Annotated in this window: 13 protein-coding genes; 9 read left to right on the top strand and 4 right to left on the bottom strand. The window is 39.4% G+C overall.

Annotated features, from left to right (window positions below; genetic code table 11):
- The first annotated feature begins 18 nt into the window (after window positions 1-18).
- Window positions 19-267 (top strand): GlsB/YeaQ/YmgE family stress response membrane protein, encoded by a 249-nt coding sequence (locus PR699_RS07705; RefSeq protein WP_014657779.1) that lies wholly within the window; start codon window positions 19-21, stop codon window positions 265-267.
- A 137-nt stretch (window positions 268-404) separates the two neighbouring features.
- Here PR699_RS07705 and sseA read toward each other — a convergent pair whose 3' ends face one another.
- The gene (sseA, locus tag PR699_RS07700) at window positions 405-1,244 is read right to left on the bottom strand and encodes a 3-mercaptopyruvate sulfurtransferase (protein WP_004917864.1); all 840 of its coding nucleotides are present in this window, start codon (window positions 1,242-1,244) and stop codon (window positions 405-407) included.
- A 27-nt stretch (window positions 1,245-1,271) separates the two neighbouring features.
- Complete coding sequence (locus PR699_RS07695) at window positions 1,272-1,433, bottom strand: hypothetical protein (RefSeq protein WP_014657780.1); 162 nt, start codon at window positions 1,431-1,433, stop codon at window positions 1,272-1,274.
- A 241-nt stretch (window positions 1,434-1,674) separates the two neighbouring features.
- On the opposite strand from PR699_RS07695, the gene dinG reads away from it, so the two are divergent.
- Window positions 1,675-3,783 carry an ATP-dependent DNA helicase DinG gene (gene dinG, locus PR699_RS07690; protein ID WP_014657781.1) on the top strand — a complete coding sequence of 703 codons (2,109 nt, stop codon included), beginning with the start codon at window positions 1,675-1,677 and terminating at the stop codon, window positions 3,781-3,783.
- A gap of 90 nt (window positions 3,784-3,873) precedes the next feature.
- On the opposite strand, the gene dps is transcribed toward dinG, so the two are convergent.
- Both dps and rhtA read right to left on the bottom strand, forming a co-directional pair.
- Window positions 3,874-4,377, bottom strand: a complete 504-nt coding sequence (dps, locus tag PR699_RS07685; RefSeq protein ID WP_004917871.1) for a DNA starvation/stationary phase protection protein Dps — start codon at window positions 4,375-4,377, stop codon at window positions 3,874-3,876.
- A gap of 289 nt (window positions 4,378-4,666) precedes the next feature.
- Entirely contained in the window at window positions 4,667-5,554 is an 888-nt protein-coding gene (gene rhtA, locus PR699_RS07680; protein WP_014657782.1) for a threonine/homoserine exporter RhtA, read from the bottom strand.
- Between the two features lie 363 nt (window positions 5,555-5,917).
- On the opposite strand from rhtA, the gene PR699_RS07675 reads away from it, so the two are divergent.
- The 7 genes from PR699_RS07675 (at window position 5,918) to PR699_RS07645 (ending at window position 14,001) form a co-directional block, all read left to right on the top strand.
- Window positions 5,918-6,493 carry a TIGR00730 family Rossman fold protein gene (locus tag PR699_RS07675; protein WP_004917874.1) on the top strand — a complete coding sequence of 192 codons (576 nt, stop codon included), beginning with the start codon at window positions 5,918-5,920 and terminating at the stop codon, window positions 6,491-6,493.
- Between the two features lie 17 nt (window positions 6,494-6,510).
- Window positions 6,511-6,969, top strand: a complete 459-nt coding sequence (locus PR699_RS07670) for a GNAT family N-acetyltransferase (protein WP_004917876.1) — start codon at window positions 6,511-6,513, stop codon at window positions 6,967-6,969.
- A 355-nt stretch (window positions 6,970-7,324) separates the two neighbouring features.
- On the top strand, window positions 7,325-8,923 hold the full coding sequence (locus tag PR699_RS07665; RefSeq protein ID WP_014657783.1) for an ABC-F family ATPase: 1,599 nt from the start codon (window positions 7,325-7,327) through the stop codon (window positions 8,921-8,923).
- A gap of 982 nt (window positions 8,924-9,905) precedes the next feature.
- Window positions 9,906-10,232: a helix-turn-helix domain-containing protein gene (locus tag PR699_RS07660; protein WP_004917882.1), complete on the top strand. Its 327-nt coding sequence runs from the start codon at window positions 9,906-9,908 to the stop codon at window positions 10,230-10,232.
- A 141-nt stretch (window positions 10,233-10,373) separates the two neighbouring features.
- On the top strand, window positions 10,374-10,889 hold the full coding sequence (locus PR699_RS07655) for a fimbrial protein (RefSeq protein WP_014657784.1): 516 nt from the start codon (window positions 10,374-10,376) through the stop codon (window positions 10,887-10,889).
- A gap of 45 nt (window positions 10,890-10,934) precedes the next feature.
- A complete protein-coding gene (locus tag PR699_RS07650; protein WP_004917888.1) occupies window positions 10,935-11,465 on the top strand; it encodes a fimbrial protein in 531 nt (176 codons plus the stop codon).
- Between the two features lie 37 nt (window positions 11,466-11,502).
- Window positions 11,503-14,001, top strand: a complete 2,499-nt coding sequence (locus tag PR699_RS07645; protein ID WP_014657785.1) for an outer membrane usher protein — start codon at window positions 11,503-11,505, stop codon at window positions 13,999-14,001.
- The last annotated feature ends 69 nt before the right edge of the window (window positions 14,002-14,070 follow it).

Genomic DNA, 14,070 nt, shown 5'->3' with positions numbered 1-14,070 from the left:
TTCGTTTGGAGGTCGATGATGGGAGTCATTTCTTGGGTCATTTTTGGTCTGATTGCAGGGGTATTGGCTAAATGGATTATGCCAGGCACTTACCATATTGGTTTTATCATGACTATTGTACTCGGAATTGTTGGGTCTGTTGTGGGTGGCTACATCAGTACCTTCTTCGGTAAAGGTAAAGTAGACGGCTTCAATTTCGGTAGTTTTGTTGTTGCGGTTATCGGTGCGATCGTCGTGCTATTTTTAGCTGGGATATTTGCCAAATAGCGATTGACTAAACTTATCTCGATTTGAAAGAAATAACCCTCTCCGTGAATAGAGGGTTATTTTTTTGAATACTATTTAATGTTGATTAAGTATTAATCCGATTTTTAGTTCAATTAATCTTTTGATTAGATGAATAATTAAGACTCTATAGGTAACCCATTGTCTTGGCCCCATTCTGCCCAAGAGCCATCATATAGCTTAACATTTGTGTTGCCTAATAGAGTCAGAGCCATGAGCACCACAGCCGCCGTCATACCAGAGCCACACGTTGTGACGGAAGGGGCATGAATATCAATACCTTGCTCTGCAAATAGGGCTTTAAGTTGGGCCGGTGATTTAAATTCACCATTTTCAACTAATTGATCCCAAGGCATGTTTTTACTACCGGGGATATGGCCCATACGTAGCCCTGGGCGAGGCTCAGGTGCTTGCGCTAAGAAACGTGCCGCGGCACGAGCATCAATAATTTGTACTTTTCCCTGTTCTACGAGGTTAAGCATTTGTGTTTGATTTAATGCGTTGTCACCGTGGCGCTGAGCGGTGTAGTGCTGTGGGGCTGGCGGCGTGACCTCACCGGATTCAGTTTGGAAACCGAGTGCTTTCCATGCTTCAATGCCACCCGCGAGAATTTTGACATTTTTATGGCCCATTGTGGTGAATGTCCACCACGCACGTGGTGCTGAGAATAAATTATTCTGGGCGTAAATAATAACCTGAGTGTTATTGTTAATTCCCATTTCACCGACCGCACGGCTAAAAGTTTCAGCGTCAGGCAGCATATGAGGTAGGGGTGTTCGAGTATCAGCAACCTTATCTTGATCAAAAAACTGTGCGCTTGGAATATGCTCTTCTAACCAACGTTGTCGGCAATCATAGGGTGCTGTTGGGGGCGGAGATGAAGCATCTAGTACGATAAGGTTAGAGTCAGACAAATGGTCATGTAACCATTCGGGTGTTACAAAATAAGCGTCATACATAAATTATCTTCATCCTGAATGTAAATATTATTGAACCTGACCCGCTGAAGGTATAATTGAGGGTTGCTGTGCCTGACTCTGCTCAATAGGTGTCGTTGAGCGTGTATAAATATTCATGCCAGCTAAGACAATTCCACCGATGGAGCCGAATGCGCAGAGTGCGCAAAGCGCGATAACAACCTTTTTCATTTTTATAGCCTGAATTGAAGAAATAAACCCAAAGTATAACCCGATGTTTGTTGCAGACAAGTTAAATACTCTTTTTTGTGCGGATGGATCCGGAATTTGCCAACCTGTTCCCAATTTTATGGCATAATGGTTTTTTAAACAGTAGTTTTTGCGAGCGCCTTCGTAAGCATATATTGTTTAATTCGATGTTATTGACCTACTTGGTTATCCTATATCTTCTAATGTGAACAGCAGTGAGCCTATGTCCCTGTCAAATAAAATGAAAGAACATATAACCCAATGGTACAAAGGGTTATCACAGCACATTGACGGGTTCGTATCCCGCGCGCCTCAGCGCCAAATGATTGCTGAAGTTGCTAAAAATTTGGCGGACGAAGAAGGGCGGCATTTGGTTATTGAGGCTCCTACAGGGGTTGGTAAAACATTATCTTATTTGATACCGGGTATTGCTGTTGGCCGAGAAGAAGGCAAAACATTGGTTGTCAGTACTGCGAATGTTGCATTACAAGATCAAATATTCAGTAAGGATCTGCCCTTACTCAGTAAAATTATTCCTGATCTTAAATATACAGGGGCTTTTGGGCGAGCACGCTATGTGTGTCCACGCAATCTGGAAGCAATCTGTGCCGCAGAAGGCGAACAAATTGACTTAATGTTGCTGGTGGAAGATAAAACCGAAATCGCAAACAGTGAAGAGAGAGCGATTTGCCAGCAGCTACGTAATGATTTTCATAGTTTTGCATGGGATGGCTTACGGGATCACCATAAGCGTGCTTTTAGCGATAGCTTATGGCGTAAGGTCAGCACTGACAAAATGAACTGCTTAGGCCGTAATTGCCAATTTTATCAGCGTTGTCCCTTTTTTATTGCTCGGCGGGAAATTGAAGATGCGGATGTGGTGGTTGCAAACCATGCGCTGGTGATGGCGGCAATGGAAAGTGAATCGGTATTACCTGATCCTAAAAAACTCCTTTTAGTACTGGATGAGGGGCATCATGTGCCTGACGTAGCAAGGGATGCGTTGGAAGTGGAAGGCGAGATCACACTCGTTCAATTAACAGCACAGGTGGATAATTTTCTTCATCATGTGGGGCAATATCTCGCTCAGTTTAGGCCTGCCAAGCCGCCAAAATTAGCGAACCCAGAGCGGTTACAGCAGCACGCGGAAAAGTTAAGAGAAGCATTTCGTGATTTTTCGCTACTAACCAACGCATTATTACCAGAAACCTCAAAGGATAATGAGTACTTATTTCCGATGGGGCTGTTGCCTGAGGCAATGCAGCTATGTTGCCAAGAACTTTTCAAACTGACCGACGGGCTAAGAGGGTTAGCGGAATCAATTCTCAATGATTTAACCGAGCAAACGGCTAAACAGGATATTGTTCGCTTACATCGCTCTATTCTATTAACTAGCCGAGCAATGGGCTATTTTGAAAATATGGCGAAATTATGGCGGTTAGCGTCAATTGACCAAACATCAGGAGCGCCAATTTCGAAATGGCTTAGCCGTCGTTATGAGAAAAACCAGTCTCGTTTATTTCTGCACTGTGCTGGGATACGGGTTAGTGAGCAATTACAGCAGCTATTATGGCGCAATGTGCCACACATCGTGATCACATCAGCGACGTTACGCTCACTTAATAGCTACTCTCGTTTTCAAGAATTGAGTGGGTTATCAGAAAAAAGTGATGACCGTTTTGTGACGCTGTCTTCACCCTTTAATCATATTGAACAGGGTAAACTGATTATTCCTCAAATGAAGTACGAACCAACTATTTCGAATGAAGAGCTGCATTTAGCGGAGATGGCAACGTATTTCCGGCATCAATTAGAAAAAGGTACTCATCGAGGTATGCTGGTGTTGTTTAGTAGCCAGCGAGCGATGGAAGGGTTTCTGGAACATGTAAAAGATTTACGTCTACAATTGTTAGTGCAAGGGGATCAGCCGCGCTATCGGTTAGTTGAAACCCATTGTGACAGGATCAATAAAGGGTTAACCAGTGTACTGATAGGGTTGCAGTCATTTGCGGAGGGGCTTGATTTAAAAGGTGAGTATTTAACACAGGTACATATCCATAAAATCGCTTTTCCACCGGTGACTAACCCCGTGATTATTACTGAAGGTGAATGGTTAAAATCGCTTAAACGTTATCCGTTTGAAGTACAAAGTTTACCAAGTGCATCATTTAATTTGATTCAACAAGCAGGAAGGTTGATCCGTAGCCATGAATGCTATGGTGAGATTGTTATCTATGATAATCGATTGATCACCAAAAATTATGGTAAGCGGTTGCTGAACGCATTACCCGTGTTCCCGATTGAACGGCCGGCTATGCCAAGCGGTACGTAACGTTAACGTCTTTCTTAATAGTGTAATAACAATAAGGCCACACATTAGTGTGGCCAAGGGGTCAATCAACGTTGACTATTTTTATCGACATTACTCAATATTAGCTTCTAAGAACCATAAGAACTTATCGAGGTCGCGTGATGCCGCAGTAAACATATCCGCGGTATCTTCATCTTCGACTTCATCGATAGCTTTACGAATATCGTTAGCCACAACCGCATAACGGTCTGCTAATGCTTTTAGATGATCTTGAACATCGTGGATATCAATTGGATAAGCTTCTAACGATGTAAATTTATTGACTTGCTGAGTCGTACCAATTGCAACTCCACCAAGTTGTACAGCACGCTCAGCAAATTCATCAAGGTGCTCAACTAAAGTGGTACGGAAGCCATCTAGCATTTCATGTACGGCAATAAAGTTACGACCGCGCATATTCCAATGTGCTTGTTTGGTCATTAAAGAAAGATCAGTAAAATGGATGACCATAACATTCAAAATATTGATAGACTCTAATTTAACGCTATCCTCAACATCATTGCGGGTATATAAAAGATTTGCTTGAGGTGCTTTTACTAATTTAGCTGTACTCATAATCTTCCCCTTATAAGTAATTAATTATTCAATAATCTGTTTCTGTTAATTAATATAAAACAACAGAACCAACTTGTCATAATGTAATATTCTATTACTTTGATAGGTAAAATTGATAACGGCTTATAATTAAATAAACGCTTAATAAATATTACTATAGGATTAATAAGCTAATATTTCAATGATATTAAAGAAAGTTTACAATAAATAAGGTTAATAAAGAAAATGTTGTTAACTTTATTAACCTTTATACAAATTAAATAATAAAGAAATTTCTTCCTCTATTTATTTAAGAAACCTCTTCTATTTTTGTTTTAGAGCGTGCTGTGGATGTTGAGCCTATTGAGGCACAAACAATACATAATAGTGCTAACCATTGAGTAACGGTTAAATGCTCTTGGAGGAAGACAATTCCAAGGAATGCCCCCATACAAGGCTCAAGGCTCATCAAAGTCCCGAAGGTTTTTGCTGGAAGTCGGGTAAGCGCTATCATCTCTAAGGTATAAGGAAAGGCTGTAGAGAGAACAGCAACAGCCAACGCCAACGGCAAAATAGCAGGGTCAAACATAACTTCAACACCTGTCTGCATTAGCCCAATAGGGAAAAAGATCAGGGTTGAAATAAAGGAGCCTATTGCTACGGTTGCGGCACCATAACCTGCGCCAGCCCGTTGGCCAAAAATAATATAGATCCCCCAACAAACGCCCGCACCAAGGGCATATAAGGCACCGACAAGATCTAGGCCATTAATATCATCACCGATAGGCAATAAAAAGAGCAGCCCAACGATGACCAACGCTATCCATAAAAAGTCAATGGGGCGGCGGGATGAAAACATTGCGACAGCCAGTGGCCCTGTAAACTCAAGTGCTACCGCGATCCCAAGTGGAATTCGTTCTAAGGATAAATAAAACAAATAGTTCATGGTCCCCAAAGAAAGACCATAAGTTAACAGGGGAATAAGAGAGTTTCGCCTAAACTTTAATCGCCAAGGTTTAAAAATGACAAATAAAATAATGGTCGCAAGCAATAAGCGTAGCCCAGTCACTCCTGGTGCACCGATAACAGGAAACAGTGTTTTAGCTAGAGATGCTCCGCTCTGAATTGAGGTCATTGCCAGTAATAGCAATCCCACGGGTAATAGAGGAAAGGCACTCTTTTTAGTATCGGCAGACATGGATCGTTGAACCTCAGAAATACGTAATAAAATCAGCAAAAAAATGGCTGATTATTCTTCAATAAAAGAAAATTTTGACAAAGAAAATGTACGTGCTGACTATTAACAACTCAGGTACATAACATAAGCGGTGATTATGACATAAATTTAACATGGATAATATGTATTTATAAAATAGAGAGCACGATAAAACATAGCATTTAATATTTATTTTGTTGACTATATACCCCATGTGTAGGCGCTTTAATTAATTTTAGACAGAGTTTTATATGTTGATGAGGGCGGGATGAGAATGTGTGTTGAGCTTATCCTTATGTAACGTATAATTATTTTCCATAAAAACACGATAAAAACGAGGAAAAAATGAGAAAAATTAACAGTATTGCCGTTTATTGTGGTTCCAGCATGGGAGCTAATGAAGTTTATAAGCAACAGGCGATTAAATTTGCAGAAGAAATGGTCAAGCGCAATATTACTTTAGTTTATGGTGGGGCAAGCGTTGGTATTATGGGCACGGTGGCCGACACTATTTTATCTCAAGGTGGTCAAGCAATTGGAGTTATTCCTTCACTACTTGAAGAGCGTGAAATTTCTCATAAAAATCTGACTAAATTGTATAAAGTTGACACGATGCATCAACGTAAAAGTAAGATGATTGAGCTTGCCGATGGCTTTGTTGCTCTACCTGGAGGTTACGGCACTCTTGAGGAATTTAGTGAGGTGTTCACTTGGAGTCAAATAGGGCTACACACTAAGCCTTGTGGGCTATTTAATATTAATAACTATTGGCAGCCACTAATTGATATGACGAACAAAATGGCTGATGAGGCTTTTTTACAGGAAAAATATCGCCATATGGCGATAGTTGAAAATGATCCAGCAGCACTACTCGATCGTTTTGAAACCTATCTTGCGCCATCGGTTAAAACTTATGATTAAACTTCGGTGAGGTATTTATGATCCGCTGTGCAGTAAAACACGATATTGAAGCTGTGCTGTCTCTCTATGAGCTGTTATTTACTGAAATGGCAGCGCTTGATAGTGAAAGAATGCAGCCTGCTAAACAGATGAGAGATTTTGTTGAAAATACCATTAGTGATGAAAACTTTCATTTGCTCGTGGCGGAATATGATGGGCAAGTTAAAGGCTTTTGCATTGCTCAAAAGCAAACGGCACCGCCTTATAATTGTATGGTTCCTCGGCAATTTGCCTATATTTTTGACCTTGTCGTATCTCCCGAGTTGAGAGGCCAAAAAGTGGGGCATCAATTAATTGAGCAAATGAAAACATGGGCAAAAGACAATCAATTAAGCCATTTAGAGCTTACTGTGTTAGCACAAAACCATAAGGCAATTAAGTTTTATGAGAGAGAGGGGTTAACAGAAATCACGCGTACCATGGGAATTAAGTTATAAAATACCATTGATGGTCTAATAATAAATATTAGGCCATCACGACATTATAAATAAATTCTATCTTTTATTATCGCGATATTAAGTTGCCTTAGCGAGCAATATTTTTATTTAGAACTTAAAGTTCATCATACGACTTTTTAATTCCATTTATTATATCGCCATAATAGCAATAATAAGTATTGGTATATTGTGGCATAACCGATAAATGCTTACCTCGTTTGATTATATACAGGGCTGGATGGATTACTATTCATCTAGGGTGATGCAATCAGTACAAGATCTAAGCGAATGATTGTGGCATAATGCGCCGCTATTTGGTTGGGTATCCTCGACATCGTAAATTAAAGGCATAGAAGTGTTACAGACAAGCAATATCACTATGCAGTTTGGCAGTAAGCCGCTGTTTGAAAATATTTCCGTTAAATTCGGAACAGGGAACCGTTATGGTTTAATCGGGGCAAATGGCGCCGGTAAATCGACATTTATGAAGATATTAGGGGGCGATCTTATACCAACTGCGGGGAATGTGAGTACCACTGACCCTAATGAGCGCATTGGTAAACTTCGTCAGGATCAATTTGCCTTCGAAGAATACACAGTGCTCGATACTGTCATTATGGGGCATGTTGAGCTATGGAATGTAAAACAAGAGCGCGACCGTATTTACGCACTTCCTGAAATGAGTGAGGAAGATGGCTACCGCGTTGCTGATCTTGAAGTCGCTTACGGTGAAATGGATGGCTACAGTGCGGAAGCTCGTGCGGGTGAACTGTTACTCGGTGTGGGCATTCCTGTCGAGCAGCATTACGGCCCGATGAGTGAAGTCGCTCCAGGTTGGAAATTACGGGTACTGTTGGCTCAAGCACTGTTCTCAGATCCCGATATTTTGTTACTCGATGAACCAACCAACAACTTGGATATTGATACTATTCGTTGGTTAGAGCAAGTGTTGAACGATCGTAATTGCACTATGGTCATTATTTCCCATGATAGGCACTTCTTGAATACGGTTTGCACGCATATGGCTGACTTAGATTACGGTGAATTGCGTTTGTTCACGGGTAACTATGATGAGTATATGATTGCTGCAACACAAGCCAGAGAGCGCCTACTTGCAGATAATGCGAAGAAAAAAGCGCAAATTGCCGAATTGCAATCCTTTGTGAGTCGCTTTAGTGCGAATGCTTCAAAATCAAAACAGGCCACTTCTCGAGCACGTCAAATTGATAAAATTCAGCTTGAGGAAGTTAAAGCTTCTAGCCGTCAAAACCCATTCATTCGTTTTGAACAAGAGAAAAAATTATTCCGTAATGCCCTTGAGTTGGAAGGGGTGACGAATGGTTATGATCAAGCTCCGCTGTTTAAAAACTTAAATTTATTACTTGAAGTAGGGGAAAAAATGGCGGTTATCGGTGCGAACGGTATCGGTAAAACCACATTTTTGAAAACACTCGTTGGCGAACTTCCTCCTAAGAGTGGTACGGTTAAGTGGTCTGAAAATAGTGCTATTGGTTATTATGCACAAGATCATGCAGAAGACTTCGAAACAGATCTGACCGTTTTTGACTGGATGAGTCAGTGGAAAAGTGAAGGCGATGATGAACAAGCGGTTCGCAGTGTTTTAGGACGCTTACTCTTCACTCAAGATGACATCAAGAAAAAAGTATCAGTACTGTCGGGGGGTGAGCAGGGTCGTATGTTATTTGGTAAGCTAATGATGCAACAACCAAATATCTTAATTATGGATGAACCTACCAACCACTTGGATATGGAATCTATTGAGTCCTTAAACCTAGCCTTAGAGCTTTATAAAGGCACATTGATTTTTGTCTCTCACGACCGTGAATTTGTCAGTTCATTAGCAAGTCGTATCTTAGAAATCAAAGAAGATAAAGTCATTGATTTCAAAGGAACTTATGATGAATATTTGAAGAGCCAAGGTGTGATTGAATAAGTTTACTGGCGTCAGATAGTCAATGGAAGACCTAGCTTTAAGCTAGGTCTGAGATGACTGAACCTGCAATTTAAATGGCATCGTTACCTGTTTTAGATAGGTTAAATTACCCAATAAAGTAGGTAATATTAAAAAATTAGTGAAATTTGCAGCAAGCCCTCGACCCGTTTTGGCGCCTTCATGTGGTTTCGTCAACCGAAAATGACATTCAGTGCCGCTAGGGTTATTTTCGGCTCACCATTACGAAATACTCAAAAACGCATTTCCTCAAGTAATACGCATTCAGCTTAACTCAACTGACAATATCGTTTTCACTAAACATTTCCCGCGAGCAGTTTTAATGGCCTGTGACCACATAATGTAACTTTCTACTTTGGTAGCGAGTGCTAGAGGTAGTGGCTCCTCTGAGAGATATCATTAAGTTTATATAACTCAATATTAAGCGATATATGGTGATCTCAATATAAAACATGTGCTGTATTAGGAAATAGCCTCAGAGCCATTGTCATTAATTTATTAATTTAATTTATTTGTATAAAATATCTTTTCAATGTCTTATATCCCTATAAATTAAGTCGATATTAACATGTTATTGTATTTTAATAAGAAGTAGTTAAAAAATGAGTAAATAGATGTACATGATTTACAATTGACTTTTTACTCATAATTTGATGGTTAATTGTTGAGCAGTTATAACTTAAATGACCAAAAATATGCCTTATTTTTATAATATATATCGTCATAAAATCACCAGAAGTGAGTAATTGTGGTGATTATCATCTTCCAATAAAGACTATCAAAATTAGATCATCATAACTCATTGTAATCAAATGAGATTATTTTTTTGTATTGATGGTTTTTTTTATATTTAGATAAAGTGAGATTTTCACAGGTATTTAAATAATAAATTAAATTCGTATAATTATCGCGACAAAAGGAAGTAGTAAGTATTAGTCTTAAATATCAGGAGTGGAGACGCTATATGCATATAGAAAAATTTAATTATTCTAGCACCAATGATGGTAAGTCTATTACAAAGATAGTTGGTGCCTCCATGAAAAGAGCAAGAAGAGAAAAGGGATTATCTGGATATGAAATTGCAGTTAAATTAAATATCTCTCAACAACAAATCTCGAGATATGAAAGGGGAATTAATCATATTAGTGTCGATACGCTATTTAATTTTATATTAGCGCTAGATATTAGTTATGAAATCTTAATTCAATATATATTAGAAGAAATGAAGTTAAGTGATATTTATATATTAGATATTAACAATGCCAGTAGGAATGACTTTTTAGTTATATAAATTCTTTTTATTTAAAATCATATGTAAGAATAAACATAATATCCATATTGGATATTATGTTTATTTTCTCAATGGGAAATAAAACGAAACAATACCCCTTATTATAATGGGTATCTATTATCTTATTTTATAGAGGCAGTTATGAGTAAAAAAATTATTTTAGCAGCATTAATTTCCGGGGTAATGAGTTCATCCGTTTTTGCCGCAGGAAGTGGCACGGTATCTTTTCAAGGTGAAATCATTGATGCTCCATGCGGTATCAGTGCTGACACTGCTAGCCAAATTGTACCAATGGGTAAAATCTCCAATGCTTCATTAGCGGATGGTGGTAAATCTACTGCACAAAATTTTAATATTCAATTAGTTGATTGTGATGTTAGCACACTGAAAACAGTTGATGTTTCTTTTACTGGCGGTGCAATTGGTACTGATAGCGATATGTTAGCGATACAAGGTTCAGCATCAGGTGCAGGTGTTGTGGTTATAGGCATGAATGGTGAAAAAGTGAAATTCGATGGCTCATCGGTCACTAACCAAAACCTACTAACAGGTCGAAATACACTGAACTTTTCTGCTTATTTACAAGGATTAAGTGGCCAAGCGATTGTTCCTGGTGATTTTACCGCAGTATCTAATTTCTTATTAGAGTACAAATAATACTTGAAAAGTATTGATATTTAATTTTGAACATAGGACTTCAGTATGAAAGAAAATATGTATTATACCACTATGGCCTTCTTGATTTCTGGAGTCCTTTCATTTGCACATGCTGATGAAGAAACAGGGTTGTTAACTATTCAAGGAGAAATTACAGATGCAGCATGTGCAATCGCGACAGGCTCGAAAGAACAATCTATTGATTTAGGAACGATTCCTATAAGTTTAATTAAACAAGATGGCAAAGGTCCGGAAAAAAGTTTTTCAATTCATCTTATTAATTGCAATTTAATAAGACATAACAGCCAGAATCAATTATGGAATGCAGTTGAATTAACTTTTGATGGTCCATCTGAAGATAATATTTTTTCAATTTTTGGCGATGCTCAGGGTGTGGGGTTATCTTTAAGAAATTCGAGCGATATAAATATTATTCCCGGTAGGCCAGTATCAAAAATAGATATTACTCCACCATCAATGAGATTGGATTATCATGTGAGATTAGTCTCCAATACCAAACCATTACAATCAGGGTCTTATTACTCTGCGATTCGATTCAAACTTGAATATTATTAAAAATCATTGATGAAATTATTTAATTAGGGATGCTTATATGTATTCATATAAATTGGTTTCCTATCGGCCAAATATGGTTTATTTATATATTTCAGTTGCGTTAAATATATACCCAATAAACTCTATTGCTCATAATGATATTGAATTTAACACGGATGTGTTAGATGTCGAAGATAAAAAAAATATTAATTTAAATCATTTTTCCCGCGCCAACTATATTATACCGGGTAGCTATTCTTTGACTCTCAGAGTGAATGGCGATGAATTATCAGAAATACCCGTTAAATTTATTACGCCTAAAAATGATCCAAAAGGAAGTGAACCCTGTCTTTCACCTGTAGAAACACAAAAGTTGGGGCTAACGAAAGACGCTTATAATTCACTGGCATGGTGGAACGATAATCAATGTGTGGATCCTAATAGCTTAGCAGGGATGTCAATTACTGGGGATTTTTCAACATCTTCTTTAAATGTAAGCGTTCCTCAGGCTTATTTAGAATATAGTGCACCTAATTGGGATCCACCTTCTCGTTGGGATGAAGGTATTCCAGCAATAATGTTGGATTACAATTTAAACGCGACAGCCAATCATTCTTACAATGATGGTAACGATATTTATGCACTAAATGGTAACGGGCTTGTCGGCATCAATACAGGTGCTTGGCGCTGGCGTGCAGAGTGGCAAAGCCGTTTAGATTATAATACTCAGTCATACGTAAAAACGAATAACGATTTTCGTTGGAACCGCTTTTATACCTATCGTGCAATTCCATCATTACAGTCAAAACTAACACTGGGTGAGGATTACTTACAGTCAAATATTTTTGATAGTTTCCGCTTTATTGGTGGTAGCTTGCGCTCGGATATCAATATGATGCCACCGATCTTACGTGGTTATGCGCCAGAGGTAACAGGGATCGCACAAACCAACGCGACAGTGATGATTAGCCAACAAGGACGCACTATTTACGAGACACAGGTCGCACCTGGCCCATTTCGTATTCAAGATTTGAGTGATGCGGTTTCCGGCAAGCTTGATGTCACTGTAAAAGAGCAAGATGGTTCGACGCAACAGTTCCAAGTAGATACGGCAAGTCTACCTTTCTTAACGCGTCCGGGACAAGTGCAATATAAGTTAGCTTTAGGGCAGCCAACGGATATCGATCGACATAGCCAAGGTGATAGCTTTGCCACAGGGGAGTTTTCATGGGGGGTGACTAATGGCTGGTCTTTGTTCAGTGGAACGCTAAATAGCCAAAATTATAATGCACTCTCATTAGGCCTAGGACGTGATTTGCTCAGTTGGGGGGCTATTTCAGGAGATATTACGCACTCGATTTCTAAATTACCGAGTGAAGAGCGCATACATGGTGGCTCATATCGTGTGAATTACTCAAAACGTTTCGAAGCGATCGACAGTCAAATTCAATTTGCGGGCTACCGTTTTTCTGATCGCAACTATATGACTATGTCTGACTATCTAAGTGCTAGGCAATATGGTGAACGTTACGGCAGTAGTAAGGAGCAATACACCGTATCGATGAGCAAGAATTTTAGTGACGCAGGCGCATCTGTTTACCTCAATTATAATCATCAAACCTTCTGGGATCGTCCTGATAATGATTATTACAGCGTTATGTTTTCCAAATATTTTGATATTGGAACGATTAAAAACGTCAGTCTAACGGTTTCGGCAAATCGTAGTATTTACCAAGAGAGCCATGACGATAGCGGTTATTTATCGGTGAATATTCCATGGGGCAGTGGGGTACAAATCGGCTACTCGCTCGATACTAACCGTCACGATACAACCAATCGTATGACGTATTACAACAGCACTGATGAACGTAATAGCTATCAATTGAGTGTAGGGAATACGCGTAAGGGGCTATCAAGTAGTGCGTTCGTGACTCATCAAGGCGATCTTTCGCGCATTACAGCTAATGCTAGCTATATGCGTGGGCAATATAGCGCAGTGGGAGCTTCTTTTAATGGTGGTTTAACACTAACACCAAATGGCGGTGCTTTCCATCGTATGAGTTCGATGGGAGGAACGCGTCTATTAGTTGATACTGATGGTATTTCTGATGTTCCTATCAAAGGTTATGGCAGCCCGATAACGTCAAACCGATTTGGTAAAGCGGTAGTGACTGAGCTCAGTAGCTATTATCGCAATAAAGCCAGTATCGATCTCAATGCGTTGCCTAATGATGTTGACGCTCAACAATCTGTTGTTCAAGCCACTTTGACAGAAGGTGCTGTTGGTTACCGCAAATTCTCTGTCATATCAGGGCAAAAGAGAATGGTGGAGATCCGTTTGGCAGATCATTCTTTCCCACCATTTGGGGCTCAAATCTTTAATCAAAAAGGGCAAGAAGTCGGCATCGTCGGTGATTCAGGAAGCGCTTACGTTAGTGGGATCAACGCAAATGAAGTGATGAGTGTGCAGTGGGGTGGTGATGCTCAATGTCAAATCACCTTCCCTGAGCCACTTCAAAATAGTGAACACGCATTGTTATTGCCGTGCCGTGTATAGCTGTCATGCATATAGCTTAAATACCCAGAACAATCATTGATAAACCACATTAGGTACTACATAGGAAGG

Source organism: Providencia sp. PROV268, assembly GCF_028477805.1.
GTDB classification, from domain to species: Bacteria; Pseudomonadota; Gammaproteobacteria; order Enterobacterales; family Enterobacteriaceae; genus Providencia; species Providencia stuartii.
The sequence above is the reverse complement of the archived record's forward strand: the minus strand, read 5'-3'. Positions and strand labels throughout refer to the sequence as shown.

Coding starts and splice junctions, on each gene's coding strand:
- PR699_RS07705 (WP_014657779.1), top strand. CDS start 19: ATGGGAGTCATTTCTTGGGTCATTTTTGGTCTGATTGCAGGGGTATTG.
- sseA (WP_004917864.1), bottom strand. CDS start 1,244: ATGTATGACGCTTATTTTGTAACACCCGAATGGTTACATGACCATTTG.
- PR699_RS07695 (WP_014657780.1), bottom strand. CDS start 1,433: ATGAAAAAGGTTGTTATCGCGCTTTGCGCACTCTGCGCATTCGGCTCC.
- dinG (WP_014657781.1), top strand. CDS start 1,675: ATGTCCCTGTCAAATAAAATGAAAGAACATATAACCCAATGGTACAAA.
- dps (WP_004917871.1), bottom strand. CDS start 4,377: ATGAGTACAGCTAAATTAGTAAAAGCACCTCAAGCAAATCTTTTATAT.
- rhtA (WP_014657782.1), bottom strand. CDS start 5,554: ATGTCTGCCGATACTAAAAAGAGTGCCTTTCCTCTATTACCCGTGGGA.
- PR699_RS07675 (WP_004917874.1), top strand. CDS start 5,918: ATGAGAAAAATTAACAGTATTGCCGTTTATTGTGGTTCCAGCATGGGA.
- PR699_RS07670 (WP_004917876.1), top strand. CDS start 6,511: ATGATCCGCTGTGCAGTAAAACACGATATTGAAGCTGTGCTGTCTCTC.
- PR699_RS07660 (WP_004917882.1), top strand. CDS start 9,906: ATGCATATAGAAAAATTTAATTATTCTAGCACCAATGATGGTAAGTCT.
- PR699_RS07655 (WP_014657784.1), top strand. CDS start 10,374: ATGAGTAAAAAAATTATTTTAGCAGCATTAATTTCCGGGGTAATGAGT.
- PR699_RS07650 (WP_004917888.1), top strand. CDS start 10,935: ATGAAAGAAAATATGTATTATACCACTATGGCCTTCTTGATTTCTGGA.
- PR699_RS07645 (WP_014657785.1), top strand. CDS start 11,503: ATGTATTCATATAAATTGGTTTCCTATCGGCCAAATATGGTTTATTTA.